Source organism: Paraburkholderia sp. EB58, from assembly GCF_050436665.1.
In the GTDB taxonomy this organism is placed as follows: Bacteria; Pseudomonadota; Gammaproteobacteria; order Burkholderiales; family Burkholderiaceae; genus Paraburkholderia.
Map to the genome: position 1 here is coordinate 98,067 of NZ_JBNDMQ010000004.1, position 25,429 is coordinate 123,495.

Consider the following 25,429-nt stretch of genomic DNA (forward strand, 5'->3'; position numbering starts at 1 on the left):
CTCCGTTTATTTCAGAAGATCGAGTTCGGCTTGCGTCAGACCACGTGGCTCGCGCTTCGCGAGCCACGCATGCACCAGCGAGAACACAACCGGCAGGAACATCAGCGTCGCGACCGTGCCGATCATCAGGCCGCCGATGACGGCGCGGCCGAGTGGCGCATTCTGCTCACCGCCGTCGCCCATGCCGAGGGCCATCGGCACCATGCCGATCATCATGGCGAGCGCCGTCATCAGCACCGGACGGAAGCGCCCGGCGCCTGCCGCCAGGGCCGCCTGCAGTGGCGCCATGCCTTGCGCCAGCCGCTCGCGTGCAAAGCTCACCACCAGAATGCTGTTAGCCGTCGCCACGCCGATACACATCATGGCGCCCGTCAATGCGGGCACGCTCAGCGTCGTGTGAGTCAGGAACAGCATCCAGACGATGCCGGCCATGGCACCCGGCAGACCGCAGATGATCACCAGCGGATCGATCCACGACTGGAAATTGATCACCATCAGCAGGTACACGAGCAGCACCGCGAACGCGATGCCCGTTGCGAGGCCGCTGAACGAGCTCTCCATGGTCTGGACCTGACCGCGAATCACCACGCGGGCACCGCGCGGCAAATTCGCTTTAGCGGCGTCGACGATACGCGTCACGTCCGATGCCACGCCGCCCAGATCGCGTCCCTGCACCGAGCCGTAGATATCGATCACCGGTTGCACGTTGTAGTGCGTCACCACCGCCTGCTGCGTCGTGCGCGAGAACGTGCCGAGCGAGCCGAGAATCCCGTCGACCCCGCCCGCGTTGCTGCCCGAGCCGCCGGTGCCCGGCGTGAACGTCGCGGCGAGCGGAATATTGGCCAGAGCCTGCAGCGAGTTGACGTCGTACTGCGGAATCTCCGTCATCACGGGATAGCTCACCCCGTTCTGCGGATTGAGCCAGAAGTTCGGCGAGGTCTGCGAACTGCCGGACAGCGCAATCAGCAGACTACGCGCCACGTCCTGCTGCTGCAGACCCGCTTGCAGCGCCTTGGTACGGTCCACATCGACCGCGATCGCCGGTTGATCGTCCGGCTGCTGGATGCGCAGATCGACGAGCCCTTTGACGTTGCGCAACTGGTTCAGCAACGTATCGGCAAACGCGCGGTTGTCGTCGAGGTTGTTGCCCACCACCTGAATGTCAATTGGCGCCGGCAGCCCGAAGTTGAGGATCTGACTCACCATATCGGCCGGCAGGAACGAGAACGTGACCGCGGGGAACTTCTCGCCGAGCATTTGGCGTAGCTTCACCACATACTGCGCGGTCGGTTTGTGTTTCTCGTTCAGCGTGATCAGGATGTCGGCATCGGCGGTGCCGATCGGCGCGGAACTGCTATACGACAGGTTGATGCCGCTGGTCGGCAGGCCGATGTTGTCGACGATGGTCATCAACTCGTTTGCCGGGATCACCGTGCGGATGCTGTTCTCGATTTCGTCGGCAAGACGCGCGGTCTGTTCGATGCGCGTGCCGGTCTTCGCCCGCATATGCAAGCGAATTTGCCCCGAGTCGATTTGCGGAAAGAAGTCGCGGCCGAGCAATGGCAGCAGTGCAAGCGAGCCGATGCACACAATCAGGAAGCCCGCGATAAAACGCCGCGGTGCAGCGAGCGCGCCTTGCAGCAGCCGCTCGTAGCGGCTGCGCAGCGCTTCGAAGCGCCTTTCGAAGGCTTGCTGGAAGCGCACAAAACGGTTCGCCGGCCGCGCCGGCTGAGTACCCGGCTGAGTACCCGGCTGAGTACCCTCCTCACCCGACTGATGGGCGCCGCGCAGCAGATACATCGCCAGCGTCGGCACCAGTGTGCGCGACAGGAAATACGACGCGAGCATCGCGAACACCACGGCTTCGGCGAGCGGCGTGAACAGATAACGGGCCACGCCCGACAGCAACAACATCGGCACGAACACGATGCAGATCGATAGCGTCGAGATCAAGGTCGGCACAGCAATCTCGCCGGAGCCTTCAAGGATCGCCTGCAGTAACGGCTGTCCTTGCTCGATGTGATGCGTCATGTTCTCGATCGCAACCGTCGCGTCGTCGACCAGAATCCCCACCGCCAACGCCAGACCGCCGAGCGTCATGATGTTGATCGTCTGGCCGAGCACCGACAACATGATCAGTGACGAGATCATGGCCAGCGGAATCGAGACCGCAATGATCAGCGTGGCTCGCCAGCTGCCGAGAAACAGCAGGATCATCACCGCCGTCAGGCCGGCAGCAATCAGGCCTTCGCGAATCACGCCCTGCACCGCCGCCTTGACGAACACCGACTCGTCCGTGACGGTCTGGATATTGAGGGCTGTTGGCATCTGTGAGCGAATCCGCGGCAACAGGCTCTTGATGTTGGAAATGATATCGAGCGTCGAGACGCTGCCGCTCTTTTCCACTTCGAGCAACGCGGCGCGTTGCCCGTCATGGCGCACGATGTTGGTCTGCGGCGCATAGCCGTCGCGCACGGTCGCGACGTCGTGCACATAGGTCACCGTGCCGTCGGGTTGGGTGCGGATCGGCATGTTGTTAAGTTCTGCCACCGAAAGCGCCGCGCCGTTCATGTTCACGTTGTACTCGAACGTGCCGATCTTCGCCGTGCCGCCCGGCAACACCAGGTTCTGCGCGTTGACCGCATTGACCACCTCGCTCGGTGTCACGTGGTGGGCCTGCATCGCCTGCGGATCGATATCGACCATGATCTGGCGAACCTTGCCGCCGTACGGAATCGGCACTGCGGCGCCTTGCACGGTGGCCAATTGCGTGCGAATGAAGTTGTTGCCGAGGTCGTAAAGCGTCTGTTCAGGCAGGGTCTTGCTCGACAGCGCCAGTTCCATGATCGGCACGGTCGACGCGTTGAACGCCAGCACCATTGGCGGCAGCGTGCCGGGCGGCATGATCTTCAGCAACGACTCGGCGCTCGTCGACGCTTCCGTCTCGGCTCGCGTAATGTCCGCACCGGGATGGAAGAACACCTTGACGACGGCCACGCCGTTGAGCGACTGTGATTCGATGTGCTCGATATCGCCAACATCGGAGGTCAGGGCGCGCTCATATGGCGAGATGATGCGATGCGCCATATCCTCAGACGTCATCCCGTTGTAGCTCCATACGATGCTGATCACCGGGATATTGATGTTCGGAAAAATATCGACAGGGGTGCGCACGATCATCAGCGGCCCGATGATCAGGAGCAGCAGCGCCAGCACGATAAACGTGTACGGGCGGCGAAGAGCGACTTTGACGATCCACATGATGAAGACGACGCCTGGAGGGGAGCAATGGCCGCAGTCTAGTGAGCGGGGTTTTGCGTCGGGATTGCGCCTGGATGACAAACTCGTAATGAACCGCGGCGCCTCGCGCAGGTATCATCAAAGGCATCCGCCGGGTTCAACCCGATGGCAATCCGATGGAAGGCGACTGCGATGAAAATCCTCGTAATCGAAGACGAACCGAAGGCCGGCGAATATCTGAAGAAGGGCCTCGAAGAATCCGGCTTTGTGGTGGACCTGGCGCGCAACGGGGTCGACGGCCTGCACGCTGCGCTGGAGGAGTCGCACGACGTAATCGTCCTCGATGTCATGCTGCCGGGCATGGACGGCTGGCAGGTGCTGCAGCAATTGCGTGGCCGCAAGGACACGCCGGTGCTGTTTCTGACCGCACGCGACGAGATCGAAGACCGCGTGCGCGGCCTCGAACTGGGCGCTGACGATTATCTGATCAAGCCGTTCGCGTTCGTCGAACTGCTTGCCCGGGTGCGCACGCTGGCGCGCCGCGGCCAGGCTCGCGAGAGCGATACGCTCAGCATCGGCGACCTCGAGATCAACGCGAGCCAGCGCAAGGTGCGACGCGCGGGCCAACGCATCGACCTCACGCCGCGCGAATTCGCGCTGCTGCATCTGCTGGCGCGGCGCAGCGGCGAAGTGCTGAGCCGCACGCAGATCGCCTCGTATGTGTGGGATATGAACTTCGATAGCGACACCAACGTCGTCGACGTCGCGATCCGCCGGCTGCGCGCGAAGATTGACGACAACTATCCGGTGAAACTGGTGCACACGGTGCGCGGCGTCGGCTACGTGCTCGAAGTAAAGGACGCGTGATGCGGCGGTTCTCGTTGACCGCGCGGCTGGCCACCTGGTTTGCGCTGATCACCGTGTTGGTGTTTGGCGTGGGCGGTGGCGTGCTGTATCACACGCTGGCCCAGCAGATTCGCGCCCAGGACAATTTCGATCTGGTGCTGACGGCCCAGCGTCTGCGGCGCTTGACAAGCGAACTCGATTCGCCGCAAGGCATTACGCTTCATGAGTCCCGGCTCGATAGCCTGGTAATCGGCAATCAGGCCTTTTTCCTGAGAGTGCAGGACTCGGACGGTCACGTGCTGCTCGAACGCAATCCCTCGCACTTTGCGATTGGCGATCTGCAAAAAGTGAAAGCGCCGAACCGGATTTTCGAGCACGACGTGCAGGAATGGCACAGCGCCGATGGCCTGACCATGCGCGGTATCGCCACGGATATTGCACTGGGTGACGGCTCCGTCGTTCATGCCGTGGTCGGGCGCGAGATGAGCGATCGTGAGGCGCTGCTCGCCCTCTACCGCGACACGCTCTACCTCACGACGCTGTGCGCGTTGCTTGCAGCGGCAGCGTTAGGCTATCTCGCGGTGCGCACGTCGCTGCGTCCGCTGCGCGACATTGCCGGCAGCGCCGCGCACGTGACGGTGGGCAAACTCGATACGCGCATTCCGTCCGGGCGTGTACCGCGCGAACTCGAGGCGCTGGTCGACGCGCTGAATTCGATGCTCGCGCGCATCGAGATCGGCTTCGAGCGGCTCTCGCAATTTACGTCCGATCTCGCGCACGACCTGCGCACGCCGCTTGGCAATATGCGCGGGGCGAGCGAAGTGGCGCTCGCGCGCTCACGCTCGGCCGACGAGTATCAAGCCGTGCTGGTATCGAATATCGAAGAGTGCGAGCGTTTGTCGCGGATGGTCGAAAACGTGCTGTTTCTCGCCCGCGCCGACAATCCCCAATACGTGACGACGGCCGCCGACTTTTCGGTGCGAGACGAAATCCAGCGCGTAGCCGAATACTTCGAAGGCATCGCGGACGACGCAGGCATTGCGATTCGCGTCATGGCGAGCGGTCAGTTGCATGCGGACGTCGAGCTGTTTCGTCGCGCCGTCAGCAATCTGCTGGCGAACGCGTTGCGCTATACCCCGCGAGGCAAGACGGTGTCCATCACGGCACATGGGACTACCGATGGCGTCACTGTCACGGTCGCCAATCCCGGCACGCCGATCCCGCCGGAGCACCTGTCACGGCTCTTCGACCGCTTCTATCGCGTCGACGGGTCGCGCAGCAATTCAGCCGGCTCGACCGGGCTCGGACTCGCCATCGTGCGGACCATCATGGAACTGCACGGCGGCAGCGCCAGCGTCGAGAGCGACGCGGCCGCCACGCAGTTCCATTTGCACTTTCCACCGCGCTGAGCATCCGATAGGCCGCGTCAATTCGATGTGGTGCTGACGACCGACCATCTAGCCGCTTCTAGAAAATCGATGCTGCAGTGCAGAATCGCGCTGCGCGGAGCGGCGAGACGGTGTTTGAATGCGCCGCCAACGCCCTCTCCGAATACCGTCCTGCGCCGCATTTTGCGTTTTAGTTGCACTGCCAAACGCGGGCGAGCCGGCGCCTGATCTCACGCCGGTCCAATACCAGGCGAACACCTTATGCATTCCTATCTCATATTGCCAACGCAATCGACGCCACCTATCGTGTGACTGACGACATAAGCGTTATATGCATCTCTAATCAATATGAAATTGGAGAGCATATATGGGGCGACGGGGTCAACGTGCCCTGTCACGCCAAGGCTTTCAAGCCTTGGCAGGTAAGTGCCGATAACAAACAAGACACGCAAACGGAGACGCACCATGAGCAGCATTACCGAGCCTAGGGGGAAGTCAGGCTCTGCCCCCTTCTTTTCCAAACAGGCTACCGTCGCAGGCCCGGGCTTTTCACGCTGGATGGTGCCGCCCGCCGCCCTCGCCGTGCATCTGTGTATTGGCCAGGCGTACGCGTTCTCGGTGTTCAACGGACCGCTCACGAAGGTGATCGGCATCACGCAATCCGCGCCGGACGACTGGTCGCTCACGACGCTCGGCTGGATCTTTTCGCTGGCGATCGTATGCCTCGGTTTGTCAGCGGCGTTCGCCGGCAAATGGCTCGAGCGGGTGGGTCCGCGCCGCACGATGTTTACCGCCGCGTGCTGTTTCGGCGGCGGCTTTCTGGTTTCGGCGCTCGGGGTCTGGATGCACCAGATCGTGTTGCTCTATCTCGGCTATGGCGTGATCGGCGGCATCGGCCTTGGGCTCGGCTATGTGTCCCCAGTCTCCACGCTGATCCGCTGGTTCCCCGACCGTCGCGGCATGGCAACCGGCATGGCGATCATGGGCTTCGGCGGCGGCGCGATGATTGCCGCCCCGCTGTCGGTAGCGCTGATGAATCACTTCCGCAGTGCAACCGGCAACGGTGTTGCGGAAACCTTCGTAGTGCTGGGCATTGCGTACTTCATTTCGATGTCGATCGGCGCGCTCGCGATCCGCGTGCCGCCCGCCGACTGGAAGCCGGCCGGCTGGACGCCGCCCGTCGGCAACCAGAACAAGATGATCTCTCGCAATCACGTGCACATCGATCAGGCGTTGAAGACGCCGCAGTTCTATCTCATCTGGCTTGTGCTGTTTCTGAACGTGACGGCGGGCATCGGCATTCTCGGCCAGGCGTCGGTGATGATTCAGGAGAGTTTCAAGAACACGGTGACGGCCGCGTCGGCGGCGGGCTTCGTCGGACTGCTGTCGCTCTTCAACATGGGCGGACGCTTTGTGTGGGCTTCTGCGTCCGACTGGATTGGCCGCAAGAACACCTACTTCATCTTCTTCGTGCTAGGTGCCGTGCTGTACTACTTCGTTCCGGGGTTTGCCGCGTCGGGGCAAATCGCGCTATTTGTGCTTGCCTACTGCGTGATCCTGTCGATGTACGGCGGGGGCTTCGCGACGGTACCCGCCTATCTGGCGGATATGTTCGGCACGGCTTTCGTCGGCGGTATTCATGGCCGACTGTTGACGGCATGGGCAGCGGCGGGCGTGGCCGGACCGGTGCTGGTGAATTACATCCGCGCCTATGAAGTGGCACATGGCGTCGCCAAGGCAGACGCGTACACGATGACAGTGCACATCATGGCGGTCCTGCTGGTCGTCGGTTTTGTTTGCAACCTGCTGGTCAAACGCGTGGACGACAAGCATCACATGAGCGATGCGCAACTCAAGAGCGGCCAATAAAGGAAACTGATATGAGCACGATTCAAACTACCCAGTCCACCTCTACGGTCAAGCTCGCCGTCTTCTGGCTGTATGTGCTGATTCCGCTTGCATGGGGCGTCGTCAATACGCTGCTGCAAGCGGTGAAGCTGTTTGGCTGATTGCAGCGACCAGGAAGAGCCACCCCACGTAAAGGACGCGTGGGGGGATTCAGCCTTGGTCACTCAGCGTCAGGCGCACCGGCTTGCGCCTGACGTTTCGCTCAACGCGCTAGCACCGCCCTACCACTGGTACGCCGCGCCGGCACCGACCGTCGTCGTGGCTGAACTGATACCGGCGCCAAGTTTGACCTTCAGGCTTTGGGTCACGCGAGCCGACAGACCCACCGCCACCGCCTGATAGCCCTTGTAACCCGACGTACCCACACCGATGGCGAGGTTCTTGTTCGCATCGACGTCCGGGATCATTGTCAGCGCAATCGCCGATGCCGTCCCGCTATAGGCGTTGCGTGCGATATCGCTCATGCCCGACTCGAACTGGCGCATGTTGACAGCGTCTGTTGGCGCGAGACCGTCTGCGACGTTGGTGATGCGCCGCTCGTTGCCCGCTGATCCGACGGATATCGTATTGGGCTGGTCGGCCAGCGAACCCTGGCCGAAGGCGACCGAGTTCGCTGCGCTCGCGGTTGCACCACCGCCGATCGCGGCAGAGCTCGTACCGGTTGCCGCCGCCGGGACTCCGCCGGTATTGGTCGCGATACCGATGGTGCCGGTCGTTTGCACGTTCTGCACGGCCTGCGTGAGATCGCTGACCTGCTGGTTAGTGGTCCAGAGTTGCGCGCCGGTAACAGCATCGGTGCTGGTCGCCGATAGGGTCCCGGCCTGCAGGTTGGTCAACTTCACCGGCGGCGCGCTGGACGAGCCACCCAGCGTGACCGAGTTATGAGCGGAACTGTCGTACTGCACCGCGTTGGCCACGGTTCCGCTGATCGAGCCGACCGTGGTTTGCAGGTTTGCAATGTCGTTGGTGTTCTGCGTCACGCGGCCGTCGAGATTGCTGATTGCGCCACCGACACTATTTACAACCGTGCCGCCGACGCTATAGCTCGGCGCCGTGATCGTGCCATCGGCGTTCACGGTCGAGCTGCCACCGAGCGCCACCGCCGTGCTCGCGGCATGCGCATACAGTTGCGAGCCGTTGACGGCGTCCGCGCTGGTGGCATTGATCGCCCCGGCCGCGACACCGGTCACGACACGATTGCCCGCCGTGCCGGCCAGATTGATCAGCGTGCCGTCCGTCGCTCCACCTATGTTGATGGTACGGCTTGCCGCGTCTTGCGTGACGAGACCGATATTGCCCGTGGCGATGTCCTGCTGCAGAGTCGTCAAACCGTTGTCGAGCGAACCAAGCGCATCGCCCACCGTGGTCTGCGTGCCGCCCTGCACGTGGTAGGTGGGCGCCGTCACCGAGCCGTCAGCGTTGATCTGCGCGCCGCCGCCCAACGCCGAGACAAGAGGCTTGAGCTGGCCCACGTTGACCGCGGAACCGTCGGTCGTGCCGGCCGCGACGCCTAGCAATTCACGCGCGCCGGCTGTACCCGTGAAGTCGACTTGCGTGCCGTCCGTGTCCTTGCCGACGGTCAGATCGCGCGAGGTGGGATCCTGTTGCACAAGACCCACTGTCCCAGTGTTGATCTCGTTGGTCAGGTTCGTGATCGAACCTTCGACCGTCGTGACACGCGTGTCGAGGTTGGTGATATCGCCAGTGTTCTTTGCGATGTCGCTGGTGTTCTGGGCAATGTCGGTGGTGTTCTGGGCAATGTCGCTGGTGTTCTGGGCAATGTCGGTGGTGTTCTGGGCAATGTCGGTGGTGTTCTGGGCAATGTCGGTGGTGTTCTGCACGATGTCGCCGGTGTTTTGCGCAATAGCACCTGTGTTTTGCGCGATGTCGCTCGTGTTCTGCGCGACATTCTGGTTGGTGGCGTACAACTGCGCGCCATTGACCGCATCGGAACTGTCGGCAGCCAGCCTCCCTGCTGCGACATTGGTAATCCGCACGGGCGCGCCGGCATTGCCTAGCGTCACGCTGTCATGCGCGCTCGAGTCGTACATCACCGCATCCGCACTCGCGGCTGTGCCCGACGTGACCGCAGCAGCCAGCGCTGCGCCCACGTCGTTATAGGTGTTGCCGCCAATGGTGTAAGCCGGCGCGCTTACTGTGCCGTCCCCATTGACTTTCGACCCGCCGCCCAATGCTGCCGCCGTGCTGGCCGCATGTGCGTACAACTGCGAGCCGTTCACCACGTCAGAGCTGCCCGCGTTCACCGCGCCGGAGGCCACATTCGTGAGCGTGACTGGCACTCCTGCACCAACGCCACCGAAGCTCACTTTACTCTTTGACAAATCGTCGTATGCGACAAAGCTATTGAGCAGGTTGCCGCTGGAGTCCATTTTGGCCCCAAGGGTCTTCAACTGAATCACGTTTACTGCATCGGTATCCTGCGTACCTGCTGCCACATTGACGATCTGGCGTTGCTGCGTGCTACTGCCTACCGAGACGGTATTTGTACGATCCGCAACCGTGCCGCTGCCCAGCGCGACCGACCCGATAGCCGTTGCGCTGGCGTTACCGCCGATTGCAACCGCGTTCATGCCAGTTGCTGACGAATCAGCCAGCGTCGAATTAGTGTGGAAGTATTTGATACCACCTCCGTTGACAACGTTGTTGACCGTGTTGCTCATGTTCGTCACGTTCGTTGTAACGTTCGCTACGCTAGCCGCGAGGTTTGCAGCGTCCTGGTTCGTCTGGTACAGCTGTGAACCGTTCACCGCATCTGTGCTCGATGCCGACAAACTCCCCGCTGCCAGACCGGTGACCTTCGTACCACCTGCACCCTTGAGCGTGATCATGTCTTGCGACACGTCGTCATAGGCGGCAAAGCTGTTCGTCACATTGCCACCCGTGTCGATGTTGGCACCCAGATTCTTCAACTGGCCGACGTTAGCCGCATCGGTGTTCTGCGCACCCGCTGCCACGTTGGTGAGCAGCACCGGCGTAGTTGAGCCCGCGCCGCCGAGCGTCACCGTACTATGCGAGGACGTGTTGTACGTTACGGCGTCAACTGAACCGGCAGCCGCAGCCGAAATGGCCGAAGCAATGTCCGTGTAGGTCTGTCCATTGACGTTGAACGAAGGTTGCTGGATCGTGCCATCCGGATTCACAGTGGCGCCGGCGCCGATGGCGGAGATCACACCAACGAGCTGACCGACGTTCACGACGTCCGTATTTCGCGTACCGGCTGCCACATTGACGATCTGGCGCTGCTGCGTGCTGCTGCCCACCGAGACCACGTTGACGCGATCCGCTATCGAGCCGTTGCCCAAAGCGAGCGAACCGCCTGCACTAGCCGACGCATTGGTACCCAGCGCCATTGAATTCGTGGCGCCCGTGTTGACGAACGCGTTGTAGCCAATAGCAATCGAACTGGTCGCACCGGCGCTGGCGGTGGTGCCGAGCGACAGCGCGTTGATCGCAGCTGAACGCGCGTTGTAACCGATCGAAACGGAGCCATCCGACGCTACGGCAACGGACGCGCCCGTACCAATTGCCGTCGCATTCGGAGAGAGTGCGCCTGCCCCGGAACCCACTGCAGTCGAACCGGAACTGCCCGCGGCCGAACCCGCGCCCACCGCTAGCGCGTTGATGCCGGCCGCTGCGGCGGCCGGGCCGATCGCCATGGCGTTCAGATCGTTCGACGCCGTCGTCGCAGTGCCTTGAACAACATTCGGGCTCACGGCGATATAGCTCGTCACCGGGGCCGCACCCAGCAGCGTCGACTTCACATTGCCCGTTTGCGACACGTCCTGCGCGACTTGCGTCTGCAGTGCTTTGAGCTGGCTGGCCGTCGATGAATCTGTAGCGTTCAGAATGTCATACACCTGGCCGACCGTCGCCGCATCGGTCATATTGGTACCGCTTGCCACATTGGTGATGCGACGCTCCGCCCCCCTGCTGCCCACCGACACCGTGTTGGCTGCAGTAGTCGACGAGTTCGCGCCGATGGCCGTCGAGTCCGCGTACATGGAACGCGCGCCCGAACCGAGCGCGATCGCGTCGTTGCTGGCGGCAAAGGCACTGCCGCCAATTGCGATCGCTTCGGCGCCGGTCGCCATCGACCCGCTCGCGGTCGAGAGCACCTTGACGTACTTCGAGCCGCTAGACGGATCCCCAACGGCCGCGTTGAGCGCCGCCAGCGCGCCGCCCACGTTGCTGTATGTCATGCCGCCGATCACATAACCCGACGTCCCGACCGTGCCGTTCTGGTTCACCACCGTGCCGGCACCCAGCGCGGCGGCCACGCTGTTGGCCACGCTGTACACTTGCCCGCCGTTCACTGCATCCGTGCTGCCCGCCGCTACGGTGCCGGCGGCAAGACGCGTGATCTTCGTACCGTTCGCGCCCTTCAGCGTGAGCGTATTCATTGTCATGTCGTCGTACGCGACAAAGTTGCTCCATACGTTGCCGCTGCTGTCCACGTTCGCACCCATTGCCTTGAGCTGGGCCAGATTGACCGCGTCGGTATTCTGCGTCGCCGCCGCCACGCTCGTAATCTGGCGCAAACCCACATCAACCGTATTGGCGCGCCTCGCCACCGTCCCCTGACCCAAAGCAACGGCGTTGTTCGCGCTGGCAGTCGAATACTTGCCCAGAGCCATGGCGTTGCTCGCGCTGGCTACAGCGCCGCGGCCGACCGCTGCGGTTCCAGCCGCTGTTGCCGAAGCGCCCTCGCCGATCGCAATGCCGTCATTCGACGCCGACGAAACACCGCCCAGTGCAATGGCGCCAGTCCAGCCCTGGCTACCCGCCTGGGCGCCGCGCCCAATCGCGATTGGGTCGATACCGCCGCCCGCGCCAACCGTTGCGACGGCGTTTGACCCGATGGCAATGGCCCCTTGAGCGGCTGCAACCGGTGCCTGATCCGTGCCGTCGTTCATGCCGGTTACGGCGACGTAGCTGGCCGGAGTTGAGGAGAGCAACGGCGACGTCACCCGATCCGTTTGCTGCGTATCGCCGTTCGCAGAAAGAAGCACCGCGTCGGGAAGAGAACTGCCGCTGGCAGTTGCAAACGCCTGCGTTGGGAACATCGCCGCCGCGGCCGTCAATGACGAAAGAGCCATGACTTGCAGCGCCCTGCCCGATGCCGCTACAGCCGCCAGCAGCGTGACATTCCGAGCCTTGCGCCCAGACGATTTCTTCCCGCGTCCCTTCGCGTTCTCTGCGACAGCCACAAATGTGCCGGCTGACGCATTCCATACAGTTTTATAAGACTGATTCAAGATTTATCCCTTCCTCTCATACGATCAACTCATCCCAGACGGGACCGATATTTCTTATGGATTCCTAAACGAACAACTGAAATGGAAAAATATTTAAGACTCCCTTACCCCGCGAACATCCGAAATTCTGCCGCGCAACGAAGCGCCTCCTCACTCACACCGAAACCTGAACCGGCTCTTCATCCCATTCAGGCAAACACACCCATTTTTATCCCAATCAAGCGAAATGAGATATACGAAAACTCTTAAACTAGATTCGAACAGCGCAGTCGTGGGCAAGCGCATGAACTCACAGGTCCAGCCGCCCGGTGCGATGCGGGTGCGGACAAGGTCGGTACCAGCTCGAGGTGACGTGCGCTATTCCGTCTGATTCCAGTCTATCGGGAGCGACCCGGGAGTTCAGCCTGGCCAAACGGCCAACGCGTGTCACACAGCACACATCCCACAGCCAACATCATCGTCAAAAGGGAAGGCCATGAGGTGGTACCCCTGTACTACCCGCCAGGTCGCTTCATACCGGGTCGACCAAAGAAAAAACCCCACATCGGCAAAGATGTAGGGTTTCTATGACACGCAACCAGCCAGCAACCAAAGACGACAATTCAACAACACGACAACTTACTATGGATACCAAACAACTCACGCAAGCTCCCCCTCGCCTCCCTCGCGCGCATCGAGCCCCACCGGAAACGTAATCTCAAAACTCGTCCCCTCGCCCTCGTTCGAGTCGAAGCGGATCTGCCCGCCCAGCACTCGGGTCAACTCGCGGACAATCGCAAGTCCAAGGCCCGCGCCGGGGATATCGTCTTCCGTCGCCCGCTCGAATTCCTTGAACACCCGCTCGCGATCCGATGCCCCGATCCCTACGCCGGTATCCGAGACCCGCAAGCGCCATTGATGGTCGCCGTCCGCCGTCATCGCCAGTTCGACCTGGCCCACCTTGGTGTACTTCGCGGCGTTGGTCAGCAGGTTGAGCGCCACCTGTTTCAGCTTGAGCCGGTTCGACACGATCGTGCTCAAAGCGTCATCGAACGAAGGACTCAAACGCAAGCCTTTGGCTTCAATCGCAGGACTGCACGAGGCCACCAGTTCGTCGAACAGACCGCGCAATTCGAAACGTTCCACAGCTGGTTGATGACTATCGCCGAGCACGACCGAATATTCGACCAGTTCGTCCACCAACGCCTTCATGTCGACCGCCTGGCGGTTAGCGAGCGCAAGCGCCGCTTCGACCTTTGCAGGCGCGCGCGACATCAGCTGCAGCGCCATCGAAAAGACATTCAGGAAATTACGCAGATCATGTACGACGCTACGTGTGATTTGCATGCGCGACTCGTACAGATCGCCTACCAGCTTCTGCTTCAAGGTGAGTTCGTGATTCGCCCGTTCCAGCTGTCCGGTGTATTCGTCGATTTTCCGGTCGCGTTCGGTGAGCACTTCGCGAATCGAAGTGAGGGTGACGAAGCTGACTGCCTCGTCGATGAAGTGCCGTGCACGCTCCTCATGACGGCGTGTAAAAAATGGCCGCGATTCGCTGAACTGGACAATCTGACCGGCCAGCATCTGCCGGAACAGATCGAGTTCGCGTACCAGTTCGTCGATCCGATAGCCCTGCCGCCAGCGCAGCTTGCCGTGCTTGCGCGCGTTGCGCTCGATAGCCGGCTCGACCTGATCGAGATCCTGGTCTTCCAGCGCGCTGCAGATTTCCTCGAGAATGGCCGGAATGTGGTCGGAGAGTTGCTCATACGTCAGCCGGTCGGCGTCGCTCAGCTCGATGTCATGGAACACAGCCCTCATCCAGCGCTCGGTCAGGTTGACCTGTTCCAGGCGAAGGCTCTCGGCAAATGCGCGGAGCGGACGGAGTTGAGTATCGGGCATGAATCAGGGCCTGCCGCCACGAAGAAGGAGAATGGGTGACACATGGCCGGAGGCATGTCGAGGGCAAGGTCCATTTCCTTTCCGCACGACCGGTCACGCCTCAGTATGCGCGATCTCAGCGGCAAACATCAATTTTGCCCGCGCACGACTGGCTTTCAAATGGATTTCGCCGCCTGCACCGCTAGTTTATCCGCGCAAAACAGCGGACGAGGAGCGGACCGGACGAATCCATCACGGCGACCGCGCAGGCCGCCTTCTCCTTCTTCGATTCGACCCACCTCAACCATGCGTGGGAGGCGGCCTGCGATATCGCCCTCGGTCTAGCGGACGCTCGCAGGCAAGCCGCGACTAGACCCGTTCGAACAACACGTCTTGTGCGCCTTCCCACAGCACCTTGGTGCCGAGTTCGCGCAGACGTTCCTTGCCTTCGACGACAGCCAGGAAATGATTACCGGCCAGTTGCCCCATCTTGCTGGCAAAGCAGCACGAGCCATAGGCGAGGATGATCTCGGTTTCGCTATAGCCACCGGGGTAAAACAGGATGTCGCCCACCGACGGATGGCTCGTGTGATTTTCGAAGCCCACGGCCTTGCCGTCGTTCTCCAGCTTGAAGTCGCCGAGCGGCACCCAGCAGCCTTCACCGCTCCAGCGAACGTGGATCAGCTTCTGGCGATACGGCAGAAGCTTCAGGAAGGCCGCCACCGTCTGCGGCGCGTCCGGGTGGGTCTCGGCGAGAAATTCGTGGCCGCAGGAGGTGATTCGAAGTCGCGTCATTGCAGTCTGTCCGCTTGGTCAGGTTGAAGGGATGGTCGGCCGGCCGTTATTTTGTGGGCGAAGGCCGCTCGCCGACAGATACAGTTTCGGCGGCGCCGGTCAGGCCAATTGTTGGCAGCGCAAGCCGGAGGAAGCCCTGGACACGCGCCGCGCCCAGGCATTCGCGGACCATCCTGACAGGCTTAAACGGCATTGGCAACGGCGGCGCGCGACGTGCCAAATGCGCGGTGCTGCGGTGCCGCCGCGGGGGCGCCCCGCTGCGCTGCATGGAGACCGCACATCAAGTCAAGTTACGGCACGGCACGCCACGCTCAATCAGGCTCTGCGCAGTGTCTGCAAGCAATCATGCGCCAGCTGCTGGTAAATTCGCGTTCCGCTAGCTTTCGCGGCGATTTCATCGTCACTAAGTGCCCGGATCACGCGACCGGGCACACCTGCTACGAGTACGCGCGGTGGCACGTGCCAGCCCACCTTGACGAACGCGCAGGCGGCCACAATAGAGGCCGCACCGAGCACGACGCCGTCCATCACCACAGCGTTCATCCCCACCATCGTGCCGGGCTCGAGCGTCGCACCGTGGACAATCGCGCCGTGTCCGATATGACTATCCGCACCGAGCCGACAAGCGTTGCCGATACCTGTATGCAGCACGCAGCCATCCTGCACGTTGCTGCCGCGCTCCACCACGATCGGGCCAAAATCGCCGCGCAAGCTCGCATGCGGGCCGATATAACAATGCGGGCCAATCGAGACGTCCCCAATCAGCACCGCGCTCGGATGCACATAGGCGAGCGGATCGATGCGCGGCCTCACACCCTTGAACGCATACAGGGTCATTGCCCGAGTCCCTCGCTCAGGCTGCGCCGCCCGCGACGTGATAGTCGTCGCGTCCCCAATACGCACGCATGCGCACGATCTTGCCGGCTGCGTCGAAATCCATCACGTCGGTGACGTCGATATGCGCCGGCTGTCCTTCCATGACCGTATGCACGCGAAAGCTGATGGTCGCGCTACTGCCGTGCGAGCCACGCGGCGGCGCCACCAGTTCGAGGCGCGCGCCCAGCGAGGTCGCATAGCCGTAAAACTGCGCGATCTCGCTCTTGCCCTGCTTCACCGGCGTGCCAACCGGGTCTTCAATGCTCGCCTCATCGGCAAACAGTGCGACGACGCGCTGCGCGTCGTCCGCGTTGAACGCTTCTATGTACTCAAGAAGGCGCGCTTTCATATTTTCACTGGTATTCATGCTGGTTCCTAGCGTGCGGTATAGCCGCCGTCGATCACCAGTTCCGTGCCGGTCACATAGCGACCGGCTGGCGACACCAGGTACAGGATGCCCGCGGCAATATCCTGCGGATCGCCGATTTTCGCGAGCGGCACGAGCGTCTTCATGTGCGCGAAGATCTGCTCGGGGTCGCCGAGTTTCGCAAACGCTTCTTCGAGCAGCGGCGTGCGGATGAACCCAGGGTGTACCGAGTTGGCGCGAATATTCTGTGCCGCGTACAGCATGGCTTCGGTCTTCGCCATCAGACGCACCGCCCCCTTTGAGGCGTGATAGGCCGGCACATCCGGACCACCGACGAGGCCGTACATGGAAGACAGATTCACGATCGAACCGCCGCCCGCTGCCAACAGATGCGGAATCGCGTACTTCGTGCACAGGAACACCCCCGTCACGTTCACGTCGATCACTTTCTGCCATTGCTGCAGCGTCATCTCGTGGGTAGGCAGATTGGCACCTTCGATGCCCGCGTTATTCACGAGCGCATCGAGCCGTCCAAAGCGCGTGGCGATTTCACCGAACACGCGCGCCACCTCGGTCTCCTGCGTCACATCCATGTGCCAGAACGCCGCCTTGCCGCCTGCCTCGTTGATCTCGGCGACAAGTTGCTCGCCGTTTTCGGTGAGCAGGTCGAGCACGACGACCGCCGAACCCGCGGCCGCGAGCGTGCGCGCCGTCTGCGCACCGATGCCGCGTGCCGCGCCGGTGATCGCGGTCACCTTGCCGCTCATGTCAAACAGCTGCTGGGGAAATGTCATACCGTCTCCGTGATAGTTATGTTTGCCGCTCGAGCGACCATCGTTGTGCCGCCAACCGAAGCATGCCTCAACTGGCGCGCCGCTCCGCGAGAAATTCCAGACATTCGCGATTGAAATAGTCCCGATGCTCGACCATCACCCAATGGCCGCAGCGATTCATCAGAACGAAGCGCGCGTCGGCGCAATGCTCCAGGAAACGCGACGCGCCGCCGGCCGGATTGAAGCGGTCGTCCGTGCCCCAGAAGCCGAGCACCGGACAGCGCACTTCGGCGAGGCGTGAGGTGAGATTCGGGACCCGCATGGTTGATAGCACTTCGGGGGGTTGCTGTTCGCACACCTGCATCCGTTCGTCGACGAGCGCATCCGTCACGAGGCTGCGGTCAAACACCAGCAATTCGAGCAGTTGCCGCATCGTGCCGCGGTTCATCTGCCGGTTGGTGAAGAGCGACACCATCTTCTGGATGCCCTCCATCCGGAAGTAAGTCTCGCGTTCCTCGACACCACCGGGCGCCATCATGATCAGGCTGTCCACATCATCGGGATAATCGAGCGCGTACTGCAACGCGATCGCGCCGCCGAGCGAATTGCCTAGCAGCGTCGCGCGGCCGATACCCAGCGCGCTCAACTGGGCGCGTAGGGCGGCCACGAAGAAATCGAGCGTATAGGCGACGTCAGACGGCTTGGACGACGCGCCATAGCCCGGCAGATCGACCACAATTGCCCGGTAGCCGGCTGCCGCGAACTGCGGGTAGTTGTGCTTGAAATTGCTGTAGCCGCTCGCGCCGGGCCCGCTGCCGTGAATGAACACGACCGGCGCGCCACTGCCTGCTTCGAAATGATGCAACCTCAAGCCGCCGGGTGCCTCAGTGAAAATCCCGATAGGCAAATTCGACGACTTTGGAATTTCCGGCACATTGAGCGCCTGCGGCGCTTTGAACTCGGTGGGCGTAGCGGTCATGCGCGCGTGTCTCCTGATCTCGCGCCGCGCCAGCAGCAGCGCAGCAGTGGGTGTGAGGTTCGCCAGCGAGACCATCATCTGCGTGGCCGCCCGGTGGCGCATCGTCTTTTCAGACTACGAGGCCAGCGGGCATTTCTCCTACCATCGGGCCAACTCGATCAGACGGAGACAGCAAACATGGTAACGAGAGCGACCGCGGGAAATGCGACGGCAGCATTCGATTTCAGCGGCAAGGTGGTGCTGGTGACAGGCGGCACGAAGGGTATCGGCGCCGGTATCGCCCAAGCGTTTCTCGATGCAGGCGCAACGGTCTATGTCTGCGGGCGCACCGCGCCAGAGGTCGTTCCGCAGGCCGCCCGCGGCACAGCTCGTTTTATCGGCGCGGACGTGCGCGACATCGACTCACTGGATGCCCTGCTCGCGCAGATCGAACGCGAAGCCGGACGGCTCGACGTGCTTATCAATAACGCCGGCGGTGCGCCGTTCGCACTCGCCGCGCAGGCTTCGCCGCGCTTTACCGAAGCGGTGATCCGTCTCAATCTGCTGGCGCCGCTGCAACTCGCGCAGCGAGCCAACGCACTGATGCAACGCCAGGCAACGGGCGGCGTGTTGCTGTTTATCGGTAGCGTCAGCGGCCTGCGCGCATCACCGGGCACAGCCGCGTACGGCGCAGCGAAGGCGGGCATCCTGAACGCAGTCCGCTCGCTTGCGGTGGAGTGGGCGCCGAAGGTGCGCGTGTGTGCAGTGAGTCCGAGTCTCGTGCAGACCGAAGCGGCCACCAGCGGACACCTCGGCAACCATAACAACGTCAGCGCGCTGCACAGCGTAAACGCCACGATTCCGGCAGGCCGCCTTGCAACCCCAGGAGACATAGCCTCCGCCTGTCTCTTCCTCGCATCGCCCCACGCGGCCTATGCATCAGGCAGCAATCTGATACTCGAAGGCGGCGGCGAAATCCCGGCGTTTCTTGCAGCAACCGGCCAGCAATCATTCGCCGTGCAGTCCTAAACCATGCGCACTCACCATCGCACCCTGGGACGCCCTGGGGCAAGCGACTAGTCCGTTTTGACGATTCTCCGTTGGCACGCGCCCCCTAACCTCTGATCACAACAAATTTCAGACGTGACTACAGAGGAGACAGGATGCAGATCAAGGGAACACAAGAGCGCGCACCAACAATGCGTTCAGTGTGCGCGGCTTGCAGGCTTGCCGTGCTGGCCATTTCGGTGGCCACGCTGGCCGCACCGGCCTGGGCCGGCGACACCATCAATCTGGGCACCGACACCACGCTCGATTACACCTTCACGCTCGGTTATGGTCTCGGCATGCGCACCCGTACGCCAAGCGGCGATCTGCTGACGCCCGCCAACATCAACGGCGACGACGGTGACCGCAACTTCGCAAAAGACAAGCTGATGGAAAACCAGGTGAGCCTGCTTGGCGAAGTGAACCTCAAGCACGACGACTGGGGGGTCTTCGTGCGCGCGAACGTGTTCTACGATCAGGCGTACCACCATCCGAACGACAACGACGCGCCATATACCGTCAACCACGGCGGCACGTACAACCAGTTCACCAGCGACACGAGCTATTTCGCCGGCGGCTATCCGCAGTTGCTCGCCGCCTACGCGTACGACACGATCCACCTGGGCGGCACGAGCCTGAACGTCAAGGTTGGGGACCAGGTCGTCGCATGGGGCGAAAGCGTGTTCTTTCCGAACATCGCGGGTGCCCAGGGGCCTGCGAATGCCACCGCCTCGTATGTGGCCGGTGCGGAGGTCAAGGACATCCTGCTGCCGGTGCCGCAGATTTCGACGCAATGGCAACTGGCGCCAAACTTCAGCCTGCTCGGCTACTACCAGTTTGCCTTCGAGCCCAACCAGCTGGTGCCGCCGGGTGCTTACTGGAGCTACTCGGACGTCGTCGGTCCCGGCGCGCAATACATCATCGGCCCAGGCGGCATCCGCATTCCGCGCGGCAATGATATCCGGCCGAACGGTGACGACCAGTGGGGCCTGGGCGCACGCTGGCGCGTCTTCGGCGACACGGAAATCGGCGCGTACTACCTGCACTACAACGACATGAACCCGAGTGTCGTAACGAGCTACTACCCCACGCTGCAGTACCAGGAAAAATACTTCGACCACATCAAGCTCACCGGCCTGAGCTTTTCGACCGATCTGTCGGGCGTGAACGTGGCGGGCGAAACCTCATATCGGCAAGGCGCCGCGGTGCTGGTGAATACGCCTGCCGGTGCAACCGCGACGCGCGGCGACGTGTGGCAATCGAACCTGTCCGCGATCTACTCGATCGGGCCGACTTTCCTCGCCGCTTCGCAAACCATCGTCGCCGAAGTGTCGTATGTGCACGCAGGCAATATCACACCAGTGATGGGGTCCTCGCAGTTGACCAACACACGCAATTCTGCCGCCTATGAAGTCGCGTGGACGCTCAGCTACATGAACGTATTCAACGGCTGGGACCTCGACGTACCGCTGACCTACGCGGACGACTTCACCGGCAAGTCCGCGCTCGACGGTGCGCTCGGCTCGCTCACCGGCGTGGGCGATCACCGGGTGACGGTAGGCGTGACCTTTACGCACCTAAGCAACCTGAAGCTCGGCCTCGTGTACGCGAAATTCCTCGGGACTCCGAATCCGGTCAACACGCCGCTGGCAGACCGCGATTACGTGCTCGGGACCGCAACTTATTCGTTCTGACGCTGTGCGCGTCGCCGCAACACCCTTTGAATCAGTCGTCTTTTACTGCAAGAGGATTTGGTCATGAGTCGAATTTTCCATCCCACGTTGCGTGTCTGCGTTCTCGCCGCGGGCACGGCGCTCGCCGTTGCCTCGTTCGCCAAGACGAGCCCCGAAGACCTTGCGAAACTCGACGGCCCGCTCACGCCGATGGGCGCCGAGCGCGCGGGCAACGCCGACGGTACGATCCCCGCGTGGAGCGGCAAGTGGTTCGGTACCCCGCCGGGGGTCGACTACAAGCCCGGCCAGCGTTTCCCGGACCCCTACGCAAGCGAGAAGCCGCTCTTCGTGATCACGGCGCAAAACATGCAGCAGTACGACGCGCACTTGAGCGACGGTGAAAAGGCGCTGCTGAAGAAGTACCCGGACACGTTCAAGATCCCCGTTTACCCGAGCCATCGCGATTTCCGCTATGCGGAGGACGTCTATAAAGACATTCGCCTCTACGCGGCCAACACGGCCATGACGAAGGACCAGAACGGCCTGAAAGACTTCCCGCCAGTCGCCCCTTTCCCGGTACCGAAGACCGGCGTCGAGGCGATGTGGGATCTGCGCTTCGCATCGGCCATCGAAGCGGAGAGCGCGACCTACGACCAGGCTGTCGTCTATCCCGACGGCAATATTGCGTGGGGCAAGGTGCTCTACGCCATCTATGGGCCGCGCGGCGCTGTGCCGTTCGACGCGAAGAACGATCTGAACTCGAAGAGCTTCTTCCGCCAGACCACCATGTTGCCGTTGTCGGATCGCGGCACCATCATCACGGGCTACGAGATGTGGGACCAGGAGGGGTCCGACACACGGCGGACCTGGTCGTACAACCCGGGCACGCGGCGGGTGCGGCAAGCGCCCGAATTCGGCTTCGATCAGCCTGAGGGTCCGGGCGGGTTCCGGACGGTGGACGACGACCGGCTCTTTAACGGTTCCGGCGAGCGCTATGACTGGAAGATCGTGGGCAAGCGCGAACTGTATGTGCCGTACGACAACTACAAGTTGATGGACCCGTCGATCAAATACACCGATCTGCTGACCAAGGGCCACGAAAACACCCAGTACATGCGCTTCGAATTGCATCGCGTGTGGGTGCTGCAGGCAACGCTCAAGTCCGGCTACCGCCATCAATACGCGAAACGCGTGCTGTACCTCGACGAGGATACGTGGAACGCCGTGGCTGCCGACAACTACGATGCACGCGGCACGCTGTGGCGCACCAACCTGGCTCCGACGCTCTACGCGTATGACGCGAAGACCTTCTACTCCACCTCGGTGTTCTATCACGACCTGATTTCCGGCGCCTATTACGCGGACCGCCTGTCCAATCAGGAACCGATGCCGGTGCTCACGCCCTCGTCGCAGATGACGGAGGCGTACTTCTCGCCTGATGCGATTCGCGGCGACGGCAACTGAGTCCCGGCGTCGCGCCCAGGTTCGCGCGTCTCTCTGGTCATGCGTTTGACAACACGCTGCATGACCGGAGTGTCGGACTCTCTCTCAACTCACTACCGCATCTATGTCCTCAACCCTTCATGCCACGCTCGGCGACGAGCTGTACCACGCCTGGCGCGACCGCACGCCGGTTGCACCTTTCTCCGCCCGAACGGGTGGGCTGTCGCTTGACGATGCCTATCGTGTCCAGCAGCGCTTCGTTGCGCGGCGTATCGCTGCCGGGGAGACGATTGTCGGCAAGAAGATCGGCGTGACAAGCCAGGCGGTGCAGGACATGCTCGATGTCCGTCAGCCTGATTTCGGCGTGCTGCTCTCGGGCATGCACTACCGCGCGGACGATGACATCGACATCTCGACGCTGATCCAGCCGCGCGCGGAGGGCGAAATTGCGTTCTACCTGAAGCACGATTTGCGTGGACCGGGTATCGACCGCATGGACGTGCTGGCAGCGACCGAAGCGGTGGGCGCCTGCTTCGAGATTGTCGATTCACGCATCCGCGACTGGGCTATCCGCATTGGCGACACGGTAGCCGACAACGCCTCGTGCGGCGTGTATGTGCTCGGCGAAGCGCGCGTCGCACCGCACACGCTCGATCTTGCCGCCTGCCGCATGACGATCGACAAGAACGGCGCGCGCGTGGCCGAAGGTATCGGCGCCGCGGCGCTCGGCCACCCTGCCGACGCAGTCGCGTGGCTCGCGAATACGCTCGGTGAACTGGACGTGCCGCTGCTGGCTGGGGAAATCGTCCTGTCGGGTTCGCTTGCGGCATTGATTCCCGTCACCGGCGGCGACCACTTGCAGATGCGCATCGAAGGCATCGGCAGTTGTGCCGTACGCTTCGTGTGACCTGTGCATGACTTGTGCGCGCCTTTTCAACGGACTCCCATCTGACCACCTTCATCTGACCATCAGGAAGCATTGAATGAGCAAGATCAAATGCGCGTTGATCGGACCCGGCAATATCGGCACCGATCTGCTGTACAAACTGCGCCGCAGTGCGGTGCTCGAACCGGTCTGGATGGTCGGCGTCGACCCGGCCTCCGACGGCCTTGCGCGGGCCCGAGAATTCGGCCTGAAGACCACCTCGGACGGCGTCGACGGCTTGCTGCCGCATATCGAAGCCGACGGTATCCGCATCGCCTTCGACGCAACCTCGGCCTACGTGCATCGCGAGCACTCCGATAAGCTCACTGCCCGCGGCGTGCGCATGATCGACCTCACACCCGCGGCCATTGGTCCATTCTGCGTGCCGCCTGTGAATCTCGGCGCGCAAATCGGCCAGGATGCGATGAACGTCAACATGGTCACGTGCGGCGGCCAGGCCACCATCCCGATGGTCCATGCTGTCTCTCGCGTGCAGAAAGTGGCCTATGGCGAGATCGTCGCAACGGTCTCGTCGCGCTCGGTCGGCCCCGGCACACGTAAGAACATCGACGAGTTCACACGCACCACGGCGCGTGCCATCGAGCAGATCGGCGGCGCCACAGTCGGCAAGGCGATCATCGTGATCAATCCGGCCGAGCCGCCGCTCATCATGCGCGACACGATCCACTGCCTCACCGAGGACGAGCCGGATGTCGTCGCGATTACTGCATCGGTTCACGCGATGGTCGAAGAGGTGCGTCAATACGTGCCCGGCTATACGCTGAAAAACGGCCCGGTGTTCGATGGGCGGCGGGTGTCGGTGTTCATGGAAGTCGAAGGACTCGGCGACTATCTGCCGAAATACGCCGGCAATCTGGACATCATGACCGCGGCCGCTGCGCGCACCGCCGAGGTCTTCGCTCAACAGATGCTGGCCGCCGCAGCGGCAGCCACCGTGTAAAGGAGCCGACCATGTCAACCATGTCTCTGGCAGGCAAGCGCATTACCGTGCACGACATGACATTGCGCGATGGTATGCACCCGAAGCGTCACCAGATCTCGCTCGAGCAGATGCGCTCGATTGCCCGCGGACTCGACGCCGCGGGCGTGCCGCTCATCGAAGTCACGCACGGCGATGGCCTTGGCGGTGCGTCGGTCAATTACGGCTTTCCGGCGCATACGGACGAAGCGTACCTCCAGGCGGTGATCTCCGAACTCAAGCAGGCGAAAGTGTCCGCGCTGCTGCTGCCCGGCATCGGCACCGTCGATCATCTGCGCATGGCGCACGAACTGGGCGTGCATACGATCCGCGTCGCCACCCATTGCACCGAAGCGGACGTGTCCGAGCAGCACATCGGCCTCGCCCGCAAACTGGACATGGATACGGTGGGCTTCCTGATGATGGCACATATGGCGCCGCCCGAGCAGCTCGTCGCGCAAGCGAGGCTGATGGAATCGTACGGCGCCAATTGCATCTACATCACTGATTCGGCCGGCCATATGCTGCCCGACGACGTCACCGCCCGGCTCTCGCTAGTCCGAGACGCGCTCAAACCGGAAACCGAACTCGGCTTTCATGGGCATCACAATCTTGCGATGGGGGTTGCCAATTCGGTGGCGGCGGTTGCCGCCGGAGCGAATCGCATCGACGCCGCGGCCGCGGGCCTCGGCGCAGGCGCGGGCAATACGCCGATGGAAGTATTCGTGGCCGTGTGCGAACGCATGGGCATTCACACCGGTGTCGATGTGTTCAAGATTTCCGATGTTGCCGAAGACCTCGTGTTGCCGATCATGGACGCGCCGATCCGCATCGACCGCGACGCGCTGACGCTCGGCTATGCAGGTGTCTACTCGTCGTTTCTGCTGTTTGCCAAACGCGCGGAAGCGAAGTACAAGATTGCGGCGCGCGACATTCTTGTTGAGCTCGGGCGCCAGCGCCTCGTGGGCGGGCAGGAAGACATGATCGAGGATACGGCGTTGACGCTGGCGCGGGCCCGCGGTATCGCCACCTGAACGCGCCACAGTGGCTTTTGTAGAAAGAAGCAGCGGGCGCGGCG

At 62.3% G+C, this 25,429-nt stretch carries 18 protein-coding genes and 1 pseudogene; 10 read left to right on the forward strand and 9 right to left on the reverse strand.

The features are described 5' to 3' along the window. Positions 1 to 6: 6 nt before the first annotated feature. Positions 7 to 3,261 carry an efflux RND transporter permease subunit gene (locus P3T40_RS07635; RefSeq protein ID WP_429267082.1) on the reverse strand — a complete coding sequence of 1,085 codons (3,255 nt, stop codon included), beginning with the start codon at positions 3,259 to 3,261 and terminating at the stop codon, positions 7 to 9. Positions 3,262 to 3,432: 171 nt separating this feature from the next. Here P3T40_RS07635 and P3T40_RS07640 point away from each other — a divergent pair, with 171 nt between their 5' ends. The 4 genes from P3T40_RS07640 to P3T40_RS07655 all read left to right on the forward strand — a co-directional run bounded on the left by P3T40_RS07640 (position 3,433) and on the right by P3T40_RS07655 (position 7,483). After that, on the forward strand, positions 3,433 to 4,107 hold the full coding sequence (locus tag P3T40_RS07640) for a heavy metal response regulator transcription factor (protein WP_429267083.1): 675 nt from the start codon (positions 3,433 to 3,435) through the stop codon (positions 4,105 to 4,107). Beyond that, positions 4,107 to 5,495, forward strand: a complete 1,389-nt coding sequence (locus tag P3T40_RS07645; protein ID WP_429267084.1) for a heavy metal sensor histidine kinase — start codon at positions 4,107 to 4,109, stop codon at positions 5,493 to 5,495. The genes P3T40_RS07640 and P3T40_RS07645 overlap by 1 nt, the downstream gene beginning before the upstream one ends. A gap of 444 nt (positions 5,496 to 5,939) precedes the next feature. After that, positions 5,940 to 7,343, forward strand: a complete 1,404-nt coding sequence (locus P3T40_RS07650) for an L-lactate MFS transporter (protein ID WP_429267085.1) — start codon at positions 5,940 to 5,942, stop codon at positions 7,341 to 7,343. 11 nt (positions 7,344 to 7,354) lie between these two features. Next, positions 7,355 to 7,483: an MFS transporter small subunit gene (locus tag P3T40_RS07655; RefSeq protein ID WP_429267086.1), complete on the forward strand. Its 129-nt coding sequence runs from the start codon at positions 7,355 to 7,357 to the stop codon at positions 7,481 to 7,483. Positions 7,484 to 7,603: 120 nt separating this feature from the next. Here the strand turns inward: P3T40_RS07655 and P3T40_RS07660 are convergent, their stop codons facing one another. The 8 genes and pseudogenes from P3T40_RS07660 to P3T40_RS07695 all read right to left on the reverse strand — a co-directional run bounded on the left by P3T40_RS07660 (position 7,604) and on the right by P3T40_RS07695 (position 18,407). Continuing rightward, on the reverse strand, positions 7,604 to 12,499 hold the full coding sequence (locus P3T40_RS07660) for a beta strand repeat-containing protein (RefSeq protein WP_429267320.1): 4,896 nt from the start codon (positions 12,497 to 12,499) through the stop codon (positions 7,604 to 7,606). Between the two features lie 30 nt (positions 12,500 to 12,529). Beyond that, positions 12,530 to 12,658, reverse strand: a pseudogene (locus P3T40_RS07665) (ESPR domain-containing protein); the annotation flags it as partial. A gap of 639 nt (positions 12,659 to 13,297) precedes the next feature. Next, on the reverse strand, positions 13,298 to 14,536 hold the full coding sequence (locus tag P3T40_RS07670; protein ID WP_429267087.1) for a sensor histidine kinase: 1,239 nt from the start codon (positions 14,534 to 14,536) through the stop codon (positions 13,298 to 13,300). Positions 14,537 to 14,884: 348 nt separating this feature from the next. Beyond that, positions 14,885 to 15,310, reverse strand: a complete 426-nt coding sequence (locus tag P3T40_RS07675; protein WP_429267088.1) for a DUF3830 family protein — start codon at positions 15,308 to 15,310, stop codon at positions 14,885 to 14,887. A 315-nt stretch (positions 15,311 to 15,625) separates the two neighbouring features. Then, complete coding sequence (locus tag P3T40_RS07680; RefSeq protein WP_429267089.1) at positions 15,626 to 16,147, reverse strand: transferase hexapeptide repeat family protein; 522 nt, start codon at positions 16,145 to 16,147, stop codon at positions 15,626 to 15,628. A 16-nt stretch (positions 16,148 to 16,163) separates the two neighbouring features. After that, positions 16,164 to 16,553 (reverse strand): nuclear transport factor 2 family protein, encoded by a 390-nt coding sequence (locus tag P3T40_RS07685; protein ID WP_429267090.1) that lies wholly within the window; start codon positions 16,551 to 16,553, stop codon positions 16,164 to 16,166. 8 nt (positions 16,554 to 16,561) lie between these two features. Then, positions 16,562 to 17,347 carry an SDR family NAD(P)-dependent oxidoreductase gene (locus P3T40_RS07690; RefSeq protein ID WP_429267091.1) on the reverse strand — a complete coding sequence of 262 codons (786 nt, stop codon included), beginning with the start codon at positions 17,345 to 17,347 and terminating at the stop codon, positions 16,562 to 16,564. A gap of 67 nt (positions 17,348 to 17,414) precedes the next feature. Continuing rightward, positions 17,415 to 18,407 (reverse strand): alpha/beta fold hydrolase, encoded by a 993-nt coding sequence (locus P3T40_RS07695; protein ID WP_429267092.1) that lies wholly within the window; start codon positions 18,405 to 18,407, stop codon positions 17,415 to 17,417. Positions 18,408 to 18,482: 75 nt separating this feature from the next. Between P3T40_RS07695 and P3T40_RS07700 the strand changes: the two genes are divergently transcribed. From P3T40_RS07700 to dmpG, 6 genes are all read left to right on the forward strand, one after another. Then, positions 18,483 to 19,313: an SDR family oxidoreductase gene (locus P3T40_RS07700; RefSeq protein WP_429267093.1), complete on the forward strand. Its 831-nt coding sequence runs from the start codon at positions 18,483 to 18,485 to the stop codon at positions 19,311 to 19,313. A gap of 134 nt (positions 19,314 to 19,447) precedes the next feature. Further along, positions 19,448 to 21,025 carry a DUF1302 domain-containing protein gene (locus tag P3T40_RS07705; protein ID WP_429267094.1) on the forward strand — a complete coding sequence of 526 codons (1,578 nt, stop codon included), beginning with the start codon at positions 19,448 to 19,450 and terminating at the stop codon, positions 21,023 to 21,025. A 63-nt stretch (positions 21,026 to 21,088) separates the two neighbouring features. Then, the gene (locus P3T40_RS07710; protein WP_429267095.1) at positions 21,089 to 22,468 is read left to right on the forward strand and encodes a DUF1329 domain-containing protein; all 1,380 of its coding nucleotides are present in this window, start codon (positions 21,089 to 21,091) and stop codon (positions 22,466 to 22,468) included. 103 nt (positions 22,469 to 22,571) lie between these two features. Continuing rightward, positions 22,572 to 23,354 (forward strand): 2-oxopent-4-enoate hydratase, encoded by a 783-nt coding sequence (gene dmpE, locus P3T40_RS07715; RefSeq protein WP_429267096.1) that lies wholly within the window; start codon positions 22,572 to 22,574, stop codon positions 23,352 to 23,354. 76 nt (positions 23,355 to 23,430) lie between these two features. Further along, the gene (locus tag P3T40_RS07720; protein ID WP_429267097.1) at positions 23,431 to 24,333 is read left to right on the forward strand and encodes an acetaldehyde dehydrogenase (acetylating); all 903 of its coding nucleotides are present in this window, start codon (positions 23,431 to 23,433) and stop codon (positions 24,331 to 24,333) included. Between the two features lie 20 nt (positions 24,334 to 24,353). Next, positions 24,354 to 25,385 (forward strand): 4-hydroxy-2-oxovalerate aldolase, encoded by a 1,032-nt coding sequence (gene dmpG / locus P3T40_RS07725; protein WP_429267321.1) that lies wholly within the window; start codon positions 24,354 to 24,356, stop codon positions 25,383 to 25,385. The last annotated feature ends 44 nt before the right edge of the window (positions 25,386 to 25,429 follow it).

Coding starts and splice junctions, on each gene's coding strand:
- P3T40_RS07680 (WP_429267089.1), bottom strand. CDS start 16,147: ATGACCCTGTATGCGTTCAAGGGTGTGAGGCCGCGCATCGATCCGCTC.
- P3T40_RS07690 (WP_429267091.1), bottom strand. CDS start 17,347: ATGACATTTCCCCAGCAGCTGTTTGACATGAGCGGCAAGGTGACCGCG.
- P3T40_RS07635 (WP_429267082.1), bottom strand. CDS start 3,261: ATGTGGATCGTCAAAGTCGCTCTTCGCCGCCCGTACACGTTTATCGTG.
- P3T40_RS07710 (WP_429267095.1), top strand. CDS start 21,089: ATGAGTCGAATTTTCCATCCCACGTTGCGTGTCTGCGTTCTCGCCGCG.
- dmpE (WP_429267096.1), top strand. CDS start 22,572: ATGTCCTCAACCCTTCATGCCACGCTCGGCGACGAGCTGTACCACGCC.
- P3T40_RS07660 (WP_429267320.1), bottom strand. CDS start 12,499: ATGGCTCTTTCGTCATTGACGGCCGCGGCGGCGATGTTCCCAACGCAG.
- P3T40_RS07695 (WP_429267092.1), bottom strand. CDS start 18,407: ATGCGCCACCGGGCGGCCACGCAGATGATGGTCTCGCTGGCGAACCTC.
- P3T40_RS07685 (WP_429267090.1), bottom strand. CDS start 16,553: ATGAATACCAGTGAAAATATGAAAGCGCGCCTTCTTGAGTACATAGAA.
- P3T40_RS07720 (WP_429267097.1), top strand. CDS start 23,431: ATGAGCAAGATCAAATGCGCGTTGATCGGACCCGGCAATATCGGCACC.
- P3T40_RS07645 (WP_429267084.1), top strand. CDS start 4,107: ATGCGGCGGTTCTCGTTGACCGCGCGGCTGGCCACCTGGTTTGCGCTG.
- dmpG (WP_429267321.1), top strand. CDS start 24,354: ATGTCTCTGGCAGGCAAGCGCATTACCGTGCACGACATGACATTGCGC.
- P3T40_RS07640 (WP_429267083.1), top strand. CDS start 3,433: ATGAAAATCCTCGTAATCGAAGACGAACCGAAGGCCGGCGAATATCTG.
- P3T40_RS07650 (WP_429267085.1), top strand. CDS start 5,940: ATGAGCAGCATTACCGAGCCTAGGGGGAAGTCAGGCTCTGCCCCCTTC.
- P3T40_RS07700 (WP_429267093.1), top strand. CDS start 18,483: ATGGTAACGAGAGCGACCGCGGGAAATGCGACGGCAGCATTCGATTTC.
- P3T40_RS07655 (WP_429267086.1), top strand. CDS start 7,355: ATGAGCACGATTCAAACTACCCAGTCCACCTCTACGGTCAAGCTCGCC.
- P3T40_RS07675 (WP_429267088.1), bottom strand. CDS start 15,310: ATGACGCGACTTCGAATCACCTCCTGCGGCCACGAATTTCTCGCCGAG.
- P3T40_RS07705 (WP_429267094.1), top strand. CDS start 19,448: ATGCAGATCAAGGGAACACAAGAGCGCGCACCAACAATGCGTTCAGTG.
- P3T40_RS07670 (WP_429267087.1), bottom strand. CDS start 14,536: ATGCCCGATACTCAACTCCGTCCGCTCCGCGCATTTGCCGAGAGCCTT.